This window comes from Arthrobacter sp. HMWF013 (assembly GCF_003061105.1).
Lineage (GTDB): Bacteria > Actinomycetota > Actinomycetes > Actinomycetales > Micrococcaceae > Arthrobacter.
Map to the genome: position 1 here is coordinate 1 of NZ_QAIQ01000150.1, position 9,333 is coordinate 9,333.

Annotated in this window: 9 protein-coding genes and 1 pseudogene; 7 read left to right on the forward strand and 3 right to left on the reverse strand. The window is 67.4% G+C overall.

Annotated features, from left to right (window positions below):
- Positions 1 to 313: 313 nt before the first annotated feature.
- Both DBR22_RS07000 and DBR22_RS07005 read left to right on the forward strand, forming a co-directional pair.
- Positions 314 to 877, forward strand: coding sequence for an RNA polymerase sigma factor (locus tag DBR22_RS07000; protein WP_375134921.1), 564 nt, complete (start codon positions 314 to 316; stop codon positions 875 to 877).
- Entirely contained in the window at positions 870 to 1,820 is a 951-nt protein-coding gene (locus DBR22_RS07005; protein ID WP_108598410.1) for a hypothetical protein, read from the forward strand. The genes DBR22_RS07000 and DBR22_RS07005 overlap by 8 nt, the downstream gene beginning before the upstream one ends.
- Before the next feature lie 118 nt (positions 1,821 to 1,938).
- Here DBR22_RS07005 and DBR22_RS07010 read toward each other — a convergent pair whose 3' ends face one another.
- Positions 1,939 to 2,481: a COG4315 family predicted lipoprotein gene (locus tag DBR22_RS07010; RefSeq protein ID WP_108598411.1), complete on the reverse strand. Its 543-nt coding sequence runs from the start codon at positions 2,479 to 2,481 to the stop codon at positions 1,939 to 1,941.
- A 189-nt stretch (positions 2,482 to 2,670) separates the two neighbouring features.
- Between DBR22_RS07010 and DBR22_RS07015 the strand changes: the two genes are divergently transcribed.
- Entirely contained in the window at positions 2,671 to 3,171 is a 501-nt protein-coding gene (locus DBR22_RS07015) for a sigma-70 family RNA polymerase sigma factor (RefSeq protein WP_108598412.1), read from the forward strand.
- A complete protein-coding gene (locus tag DBR22_RS07020; protein ID WP_108598413.1) occupies positions 3,168 to 3,833 on the forward strand; it encodes a zf-HC2 domain-containing protein in 666 nt (221 codons plus the stop codon). The genes DBR22_RS07015 and DBR22_RS07020 overlap by 4 nt, the downstream gene beginning before the upstream one ends.
- 67 nt (positions 3,834 to 3,900) lie before the next feature.
- Here DBR22_RS07020 and DBR22_RS07025 read toward each other — a convergent pair whose 3' ends face one another.
- Positions 3,901 to 4,719 (reverse strand): DUF1206 domain-containing protein, encoded by an 819-nt coding sequence (locus DBR22_RS07025; RefSeq protein WP_258229075.1) that lies wholly within the window; start codon positions 4,717 to 4,719, stop codon positions 3,901 to 3,903.
- Between the two features lie 236 nt (positions 4,720 to 4,955).
- Here DBR22_RS07025 and DBR22_RS07030 point away from each other — a divergent pair, with 236 nt between their 5' ends.
- Both DBR22_RS07030 and DBR22_RS07035 read left to right on the forward strand, forming a co-directional pair.
- A complete protein-coding gene (locus tag DBR22_RS07030; RefSeq protein WP_108598415.1) occupies positions 4,956 to 6,536 on the forward strand; it encodes a WXG100 family type VII secretion target in 1,581 nt (526 codons plus the stop codon).
- Positions 6,537 to 6,607: 71 nt separating this feature from the next.
- Positions 6,608 to 7,054 (forward strand): hypothetical protein, encoded by a 447-nt coding sequence (locus tag DBR22_RS07035; RefSeq protein WP_108598416.1) that lies wholly within the window; start codon positions 6,608 to 6,610, stop codon positions 7,052 to 7,054.
- 12 nt (positions 7,055 to 7,066) lie between these two features.
- Here the strand turns inward: DBR22_RS07035 and trmB are convergent, their stop codons facing one another.
- Positions 7,067 to 7,990, reverse strand: a complete 924-nt coding sequence (gene trmB / locus DBR22_RS07040; protein ID WP_108598417.1) for a tRNA (guanosine(46)-N7)-methyltransferase TrmB — start codon at positions 7,988 to 7,990, stop codon at positions 7,067 to 7,069.
- Positions 7,991 to 8,184: 194 nt separating this feature from the next.
- On the opposite strand from trmB, the pseudogene DBR22_RS07045 reads away from it, so the two are divergent.
- A pseudogene (locus tag DBR22_RS07045) lies at positions 8,185 to 9,333 on the forward strand (MFS transporter); the annotation flags it as partial.

Consider the following 9,333-nt stretch of genomic DNA (forward strand, 5'->3'; position numbering starts at 1 on the left):
GTCGAAGCCGACGCTCCCACGCTGCCCGCAGTTCCGGCCGTTCCCGCAGTTCCCAGTGTTGATGGCGTACCGGCCGTCCCCGTTGTTCCCGCTGTTCCTGCCGTGCCGGCTGTACCCGCCGTCCCCGGCGTCGACGTGCCTGACGTTTCGGCCCGCTGACACCTGCCCAGCTAGTGTGGACTGCGGTAATCCGGCTCCATGGACCGGATCCCGCAGTCCACATGGCCGCCAGCCAGCAGACCCACAGCAGCGGAACACGCCGCGCCGGAGACCGGGATGAGCGCGTCCGCTGCCCGGGATGGAGGAGCCGCCGGTGACTGACACCTTGGCCGACGAAGACATCCGGATATTGGAAGGCACAGCCGAATCTGATCCGGCTGTGCTGTTCAGCGCTGCCTACCGTGCCTACTCCGGCGCCGTCCTTGGCTACCTCCGGGCGCGCGGCGTGGATGATCCCGAGGCTGTCACCCAGGACGTGTTCCTGGCCTTCTTCCCCAAGATCGGTGACCTGACGGGCGGCTTGCCCGGCGCCAAGTCGCTGCTCTTTTCCATCGCCCATGCGCGGATGGTGGACCACTACCGGCGGGTGGAACGACGCCCGGACTTTTCGCCCTACGACCCCCTGCACGACGCCCGGAGTACCGCGTCCGCCGAAGACCACGTGGTGGGGCAGCACGGGGGAGCAGCGGCCCTGCTTGACGGCCTCGCCGACGACCACCGTGAAGTCCTGGCGCTGCGGGTGGTGGCTGACCTGTCCATCGAGCAGGTGGCCGGCATCATGGGCAAGTCCCAAGGCGCCATCAAGCAGTTGCAGCGCCGGGCGCTGCAAAATCTCAAGGACCAGACGCTACGACGAAACCAGGCACATCATGAGTGACACCGCAGGCTCCCCGAGCAACACTGCCGGCCCCGGCAGCGCTGCAGGCTCCGACGCCGGCTTCCAGGGCGGCGGCTTCCAGGACGGCGCGGCCGTTGACCGGCTGCTGCGAGACGCCGGGATGGACGACGACGGCGGCCTCCGCACTGCCCTGCTTGAGCTCCGCTCCCTGTCGGCGGGACAGCCCGTCCCCTCCGAAGCGGTCGCCTCACTGATGGTCCCGGCAGGGCGCGCACCCCGGAGGCTGGCTGCTGTGGCGGCGGTCGCCCGGACTGACGCCATGCCCACGATCGCTGGCGCTGCTGTTCCGGCTCCCGGAGACGCTGCCGCTGTTCGGGCTGATGCCCCCGCGGCGGTTCCGGTTGACGAGCTTGCCGCCCGGCGCCGGGCCAAGCGACGGATCACCCTGACCACCCTCTCCGTGGCCGTGTCGCTGGCAGCGGGCGGAGCGGTTGCCGTGGCGTCCGATCAGGGCATCCGCGATACCATCGGCGCACTGAACTATGCCGTCACGTCCTTCGTGTCCGGGACGGGCGGAGCATCATCGGACAAGGCCGGCCAGACGCCGTCGACCGGTCCCACTCAGCCGGGCGGTACCGCAACTGCGCCGGTCCCCGGCGCACCCGCGGTCTCCGGGCCAGACGCCGGGCCTGCGACCTCGCCTGAACCCGGTACCGCCAAGGGCGGGCCGGCAGCTCCAGCGACGGCGACGCCGGGGACTGTTCCGCCGTCGGGGATCACCCTGCCGGACAACCTGGGACCGGGAAACCTGGTACCGGGCGCCGACGCCCCGGGCGCCGTTACGCCGGGACACGGCGGACCCCTCAACGGCGGGCCCGTCAACGGCGGCCCGCTGGACGAGGCGGCGCCCAGCCTCCCGGGCCAGCAGCCCTTACTGCCGCTTCCGGTCACCCCGCCCGCTTCGCCGGCGCCCGGCGAATAGCCAGCGGCGGCAGCCTGCGCCGGAAGTCAGCGGGAGTAAGCCCGCCCGCAGGACAGCAGGCTCAGGAGGGCGCCTCAGCGGCGGGTCAATGCGCCCAGCCAGGGCGTGAAAGCACGCCTCAGTATCCTGATGCGGCCGTCCGGATCATGTCGCCGGTTGGGCCCGCCAGGTACCAGACGCTGTTCACGCCCTGCCCGAGGATGTCGCCCGGATTTTTGTCCTGGGCGAAGTAGTAGAGCGGCAGGCCGTTAAGGGTCACCTGCTTCGCCCCGTCCGGCGTCGTGATGGTGCCCAGCATTCCGGTGACGCCTTCAGCGGTGGGCGCTGCCGCGGTGGTCAGGACCGGCGGCCAGGCGGTCAGGCACGCTGCCGTGCAGGCGCTGGTGCCCGAATCCTTCACGTCCTTGGTGAAGTAATAGACGCTCATCCCGGCGGCGTCAACCACGATGGTGCCGGCGCTTGAAGATGCCGTTTTGAGGTCGACGGCGGCTGCCGCAGTGGGCGACGCGGAGCCGGGCGTGGCGGATGCCGACGCACCCGTTGTGGGCGAGGCGGAGGTGGCCGCGGAGCTCGTTGTGGTGGTTCCCGGGCTGCCGCCGCAGCCGGAAAGCGCGGCCGCAAGGGCCAGCGCAGCAAGTCCGATGCCCAGATGCTTTTTCACGTAAACACTCCTTGGCTCGTGCCCGGCGTCGGATCACCGGACGCTAACCGATACGACGCGTGCGGGAGAACAATGGTTCACAGTGAACCGTTTTCCCTGCGCAGACGTTTGTATCGGCAGGGATGCGCTGGCCCCCGGACAGTGTTGCTTTGGGGCCGGCGGTGATGAGTGGGAACGGGAGGGGCGGTCATGCCGCTGGACGAGGACGTGGTGGCCGCGATCTACCGCGAGCACGGCCCCGCCCTGCGCCGCTTCGTCCTCAGCGCGTCCCGTGACCCGCAGCTGGCCGAGGACGTGGTCCAGGAGACCGTGCTCCGCGTCTGGCAGCAGGCCCCGGACATCACCGGAAGCCTGCGCAGCTACCTGTTCAGGACCGCGCGGAACATCATGATCGACAACTACCGGAAGGCCCAGCGACGCCCGGCCGAGGCCCTGGGGAGGGAGTTCCTTGACCCGGCGGACGCCGTCGAACGCGTGGACGAACTGCTCAACCGCGTCCTGATGGAGGAAGCGCTGCTCCGGCTCAGCACCGAACACCGCGACGTCCTCGTGGCCCTCCACTACCGCCGCTTCACCGTGAACGAGGCCGCGGTGCAGCTGAACGTCCCTGCCGGAACCGTGAAGTCCCGGGCGTACTACGCCGTCCGGGCGCTGCGGACGATTCTGGACGAAATGGGGGTGGAACGGTGAACGCCCCGGATCTGCATCAGCTGCTGGGCGCCTACGTTCTCGGCGGGCTCGACGCCGCTGACCTGCGCCGCTTCGAAGAACATCTTCAGGAGTGTGCCGACTGCCAGGAAGAACTTGCCGGGCTGGAGCGCCTGCCTGCCCTGCTGGACGCGCTTCCGGTGCCGGACGCCGTGGCCCTGACCGGAGGCATGCGCCCCGCCGCACCCATCGAACCGGGTGGATCCGTGCCGCGCAGGGTGCTTGACGAACTGGCCGCCCGCCGTCGTAAAGTTCGACGCCGGTGGACGGCTCTGGTGGGTGCCGTCGCCGCCGCTTGCCTCGCCTTGGGAATTGGCGTGGCCCCGCTCCTGAACCGGCCGCCGCAGCCGGACGCCAGCTACTCGGTGCAGGCCGAAAGCGGCCTGCGCTTCAGCGTCGATCTGGCTCGGAAAACGTGGGGGACGGAGCTGGCCGTGAACGGAAGCAGCATGCCCTTGGACGGAACCTACTCGCTGTGGGTCCGCGACCGCGACGGCGGGGAGGACCGCGCCTGCGCCTGGACCGCTACGCCGAGCGGCCGGATCAGGGTCACCGGGGCCACTCCGGTGCAGCTTGCGAGCATTGCCAGTGTGGAACTCCGGGACGAGGGGCAGAAAGCAGTCGCTGTCATCACGGTTCCCTGAACCGCCGTGCGCCCGCGCCGCCCGGACGCCGGGACAGTGAAGCCCCGGCCTCTGGTGTGGCCCCGGGTTACTTGTTCATGTTGGCCAGGCGCGCCCGCACCATCATGAACAGCCCGTAGCAGATCAGTCCTGCACCAACAGCGGCGAGCAGGTAAGGCCCGAACGGTTGGTCGCGGAGCGCCCGGAGGCCTCCGTCCAGGCCGGTGGACTCCTCCGGATGGGCGCGAAGCGTGGCAATGGCAATCAGCAGGCCGGTCAGCAGCAGGACGATGCCCTTGGCGACATAGCCGGCCACTCCCAGGACGGTCACGGCAGTGCGCGCTTTGGGGGAGGCTGGCATCGTCAGGTTCTTCTCGAAGGACTTCCTGAAGCCCCGCACGGCGTAGATGACCCCGGTGACGGCGATGCCCACGCCGATCAGGACCAGCAATGCCACGCCGCCCGGGGCTTTGATAACGTTCGCCGTCAGGTCGCTCGCGGATTGACGGTTATCCCCGCCGGAGCCGGTGCCCATGGCGAAGCTGACCAGGGTGAGGGCCAGTCCGGCGAACACCAGTGCCTGGGCTGCAGCTTTGGCCTTCTTGCCCGCTTTTTCCTTGGTGGGCAGCCGGTTGTAATCGAAGATCGCGTCGCTGGCCTGCCAAAGGGCCAGGGCCACGCAGGCCGCGAAGCTGGCCCACAGAAGGAACGGCCCGGCAGGCTGGCTGGCAAGCTCGGAGACAGCCCCACTGAAATCGGCGTTCCCCGATCCGCCCATGGCGAGACGGATGGCGATGGCCCCCACCAAAAAGTGCAGGACGCCGCTCGCCGCGAATCCCGCCCGTGCCAACAACTCCAAGGTGCGGGAGTTGGTGATGCCCTCCGCCGCGTCCGCGGCCTGCTTCAGTTCTCTTTTGATGGCGGGTTTCCTTTGTGCCTGTTCGTGGACGCGCGGATTGTGTGCCCGTGCGAGCCACCATCGTCCCACGTGGAGCCCGCATCGAACAGACCGGAGCCGGCACGGAATGGCGCAGAGGCAAACGTGGGCATGGGCAGTGTTCCCCATCGCGGGCCGCCGGCCACCGTGCGACGATATGTTCGGCGATAGACCTTGAACACCTATGAATCTCCGGGGGAGACACGATGACTTTTTACGGCGCGGATACGAGCCAGCTGCGCGAGCTGGCCAAGGCTGTTGACACGGCAGCTACGCTGCTCAGCAGCCGGGCCAGCTCCCTGCAGGGCCAGATACAGTCCGCGCCGTGGAGAGGGGCCGATGGGGCGCGTTTCCGCCAGGACTGGAACGGAAGCTACCGCCCCAGCCTGGAACGCGTGGTGTCCAGTCTCCGCCACAACTCCATGCTGCTCCTCCAGCATGCCGATGAGCAGGAAAAGGCCTCGGACAAGTCCGGGGGCGGCGGATCCACCAGCGTCCTGGGTAAATTTGTGGACCTGGGCAATAAAGGTTTGTCCTGGCTCGAAGGAATGGCACAGCAGGCCGCCGCGGCCGAAGCCCACCGGCAGGAGCTGGAACAGAGCGTCAAGGATAACCTCAAGGCCACCCCGGAGGAACAGGCCAAGTGGTGGGCCGGCCTGTCCGAGGAGGACCGCCAGTACCTGATCGAAGGCGAAGGTGAGGACGGTCCCTTCGCCGATGACCTCATGGACATGGACGGCGGGATCCCGGAGGCCGCCCAGGACCAGGCCGCACAGCACCTCCGTGAACTCATGGCGGAGGACACCCCCGTCCTGACGGAGACGAGCAAGGCGACCCTCGACCTCCGTGTTGCCTGGGCCCACGGCGATGCAGGGGTTGGTACCAAGTTGGTGGAGAACGCCGATGGCTCAGCCACCCTGAAGGTCCACGGAAACCTGGGGCTGGGTGTCAACGACCCCACCGGCACGGCTGGAATCACACTGTCCGGCGAAGCTTCCCGCGAGTACGAATTCGGCAGTGTTGAAGAAGCCATGGCGGCCCGCGAACAGATGTACAGCGACCTTCCGCCGGACAGTGCCGGCGAGGTCAAGGATGCTTTGGGCAATACGCCGGGCTACATCATGGACACGGTCAACGACGCCGCGAAGGACAACGGCTCCACCGGCCAGGATGACAAACTCAAGGGAACGCTGAGCTTCAAGGCAGAGGGCGAAGGCGGGCCTGCCTCCGGCTCCGCTCAACTGGACCTCGCCTACGAGCGGAATATGACGGATGGCTCCGCCACTGCCAGTGCAGAAGTGTCCGCTAAGGGCAAACTGAACCTCGACGGCCAGGTCTTTGAGGCTTCGGGCAAGGGCGGCGTGGAGATGAGCTTCGACAAGGACAGCAACCTCGAAAAGGTTTCGCTGTCCATGGACGGCACCGTGGCGACAGGCGTGTCTGTCGGGCCTGAGGTCAAGCCGTACACGATGGACTCTGAGGTCACCGTCGGCACGCAGAGCAGTGTGAAGATCGAGGTGGACTACAACACGGAGAACAAGCCCCTCGTTGACAGCTACATGCGGAACGTGGCGCTCGGAAATGACGCAGGCGCCGCTGCTGACGCCGCCAAGCTCTACGAAGCCGGCTCTGCCACAGTGCAGATCAACAGCGTGGCTACGGCATCCAACACGGCCGGCTTCAGCAGCAAGGTGGTGGACGTGGAGTTCAAGACCGAGAACCAGGCCACCACCAACGTGTCCACCTACGTGAAGGTCGCCAACGACACCAAGCTCGAAAGGCTCTGACCCCCTCCCGGAGCAACTTCCGGCACCAACGTCAGCCAGCCCCACCAAAGACTTACTGCTAAGGAGCAACCATGTCAGTGCACATCGAATCCCCCTTGGGATACACGGCAGACTTTCCCGAACACACCCAGGTCATGGAGGACTCCGCAGCCGGACCCAACAGCGAGCAGTACGCCCTGCTGGGAGGAATCCTGGTAACGGTCGTCAAGGATGACACCTCGGTCACCGACGCGCCACAGGCCAACGGCTGGGCGCACCTGATGTCCGAGTTCTATATCGAGGAACGCAGCGGGACCATCCTGACTGAAGGCGAACTAAACCTCCCCGGCAAAGCGTCGTACGCCGTCGTGGTGGGCTTCACCGACCACGCGGGCGACGCCCGGATTGCGGCCCCTGTGGGCGTCTGGGAGAACAACCGCTTCATAGGGGTCCTCGTGATCTGGCCCTATGTGAACCCGGAGATCGAGCCGCGGTTGGGCATGCTCAAGGAGATTGTGGCTTCCATCAGCGTTGCCTGACGCGGGTTCCGGTCAGCGCCGGCGGTAGCAGAGGTCGAAAATCAGCCGGCCCGCCTCGTGGGCTTTGGCTTCGAAGCTGGTGCGGATCCGGCCCTCGAAGCGTGGCGCCCAGCCGCCGGTTTCATCCACGCCCTCGTTGGGGCCGGTGTGCTCCGTGCTGACGGGCGCCCGGCCCTCGCGGACGGGCGCACCGCCCACCAGGGACTCGACGCCGGACTGCCAGACCTGCGTGAGGGGGCTTTCCGGGCCATGGCGTTCGCCGGTGTGAAGGTTTTCGAAGTCCTCCGAATCCGCCAGGACGTCGCGGACATGGACGGCATAGTTGGACCAGTCAGTGGCAATCCGCCAGAGACCGCCCGGCCTGAGTGCCCGGGCGGCGAGCTGGGCAAACTCCGGCTGGATGAGCCGGCGTTTGTGGTGCCGTGACTTGTGCCAGGGATCGGGAAAGAAGATCCACAATTCGCTGACCGATCCGGCCGGGAGCATGGTGGCGAGGACTTCAGGGGCGTTGGCCTCCACAACCCTCACATTGCCCAGGCCGCGGCTGTTGATCTTGATGATGGTGTTCGCCAGGCCCGGGGTGTAGACCTCCACGGCCAGGAAATCCGTGTCCGGATTCTGTTCGGCGGCATGGCAGATCGCGTCGCCCAGCCCTGACCCGATCTCGACGATCAGCGGCGCCGTGCGGCCGAATTCTGCCTCGGCGTCGAACGTATAGTCAGGGTGGACCGAGGTGTTGGCGACGTGCCGGGGCACATCCAGGGCCCACCGCTCCGAGTGCTCTTCCCACGCCGTTTGCCGCCGTCCCTGCAGACGGGTACCGCGGCGCACAAAGCTCACGGGCCTGCCGCCATAGGTGCCAAACGATGCCTGGGTTCCGGGCGTCACCGGGCGCGGGACATGCGGAGGCTGGGGGGATTCTGGGGATTCGCTCATCCCTTCCAGAATAAGGGACGCCCTGCCGGCGCCTGAAAGGCAGAGCGAAGCGGGTTCAGCCGAAGAGCCAGTCGCACGTTAACAGCATGATCACCCCCACTCCGCTGGCGCAGAACCCACCAGCCGGCAGCCAGCCCAGCAGTTGCGTATGTGGATAAACGTCCGGGGCGAGGATGCAGGAGGGGACTGACACAATGGGTCAGGTGACAACAGCGAAGCCCACCGACGGGCAGGATTTCCAGGTCGACGCCACGACGAACGTCCAGGCGTCTGCCGACGCGGCACCTGCGCCGCCGGTGAACAACAGGCGCGCACTGGCCTACCTGGGCCTCTGCCTGGTGCTCATCGGCCTGAACCTCCGCACGGTTTTTTCCAGTTTCGCCGCAGTCCTTCCGGAGATCATGGCCGACGCCGGCCTGCCGGGCTGGGCCGTCGTAGTGCTCACGACGGTGCCGGTCACCCTCCTGGGCATCTTTGCTCCGCTGGCTCCGGTCCTGTCAAGGCGTTTTGGTCCTGAGCGGGTGCTGCTCGGCGCGATGACTGTCCTGACAGGAGGATTGCTGCTGCGGCCCGCTGACGCCGGTGGGCTGCTGCCGGGAGCGGGGCATCTCCCTGCACTGCTGGTGGGTACGGCGGCTTGCGGAGCTGCGATCGCGCTCTGCAACGTCCTGCTTCCGGGGCTGGTGAAGCGTGACTTCCCGCACCGGCTGGGCTGATGGGCGGGCTGTACACCACCGCGATCTGCGCCTCCGCCGCGCTCGGAGCCGGGTTCACCTACCCCGTGTTCACGGCAACGGGGGAGTGGACTGCGGCGCTGTGGTTCTGGGCGTTGCCCGCCGCCGTCGTACTTTTTCTCTTCCTGCCCGTGGCGCTGGCCGGGCACCCGGCCCAGAGCGGGGCCGTCAAAGACGGCCTCAACGTCTGGCGATCGGCGGTGGCGTGGCAGGTCACGATCTTCATGCTGCTGCAGGCCATGATGTCCTTCAGCGTGTTTGCCTGGCTCGCTCCGATCCTGCGGGAACGCGGCGTGGACGGCGGCACCGCGGGAGTGATGGTGTCCGTTTGCATCGTGCTGCAGATGCTGGGTTCCCTGTTCGCCCCGGCCCTCGCCGCGAAACTCTGGGACCAGCGGGGCATCAACGCTGTGGTGGCGCTGATGACCGGCAGCGGCTTTGCCCTCAGCATCTTCGGCCCGCTCGATCTCATCTGGGTGTGGACCGGGCTGCTGGGGCTGGGGCAGGGAAGCCTCACTGCCGTGGCATTGACCATGATCATGCTGCGGACCCGCGACGGGCACACGGCCTCGCACCTGTCCGGCATGATGCAGGGCGTGGGCTACGGGG

What these genes read in the sequence shown, in the direction of transcription:
- DBR22_RS07030 (WP_108598415.1), top strand. Translation starts at nt 4,956, where the DNA reads ATGACTTTTTACGGCGCGGATACGAGCCAGCTGCGCGAGCTGGCCAAG.
- DBR22_RS07035 (WP_108598416.1), top strand. Translation starts at nt 6,608, where the DNA reads ATGTCAGTGCACATCGAATCCCCCTTGGGATACACGGCAGACTTTCCC.
- DBR22_RS07005 (WP_108598410.1), top strand. Translation starts at nt 870, where the DNA reads ATGAGTGACACCGCAGGCTCCCCGAGCAACACTGCCGGCCCCGGCAGC.
- trmB (WP_108598417.1), bottom strand. Translation starts at nt 7,990, where the DNA reads ATGAGCGAATCCCCAGAATCCCCCCAGCCTCCGCATGTCCCGCGCCCG.
- DBR22_RS07015 (WP_108598412.1), top strand. Translation starts at nt 2,671, where the DNA reads ATGCCGCTGGACGAGGACGTGGTGGCCGCGATCTACCGCGAGCACGGC.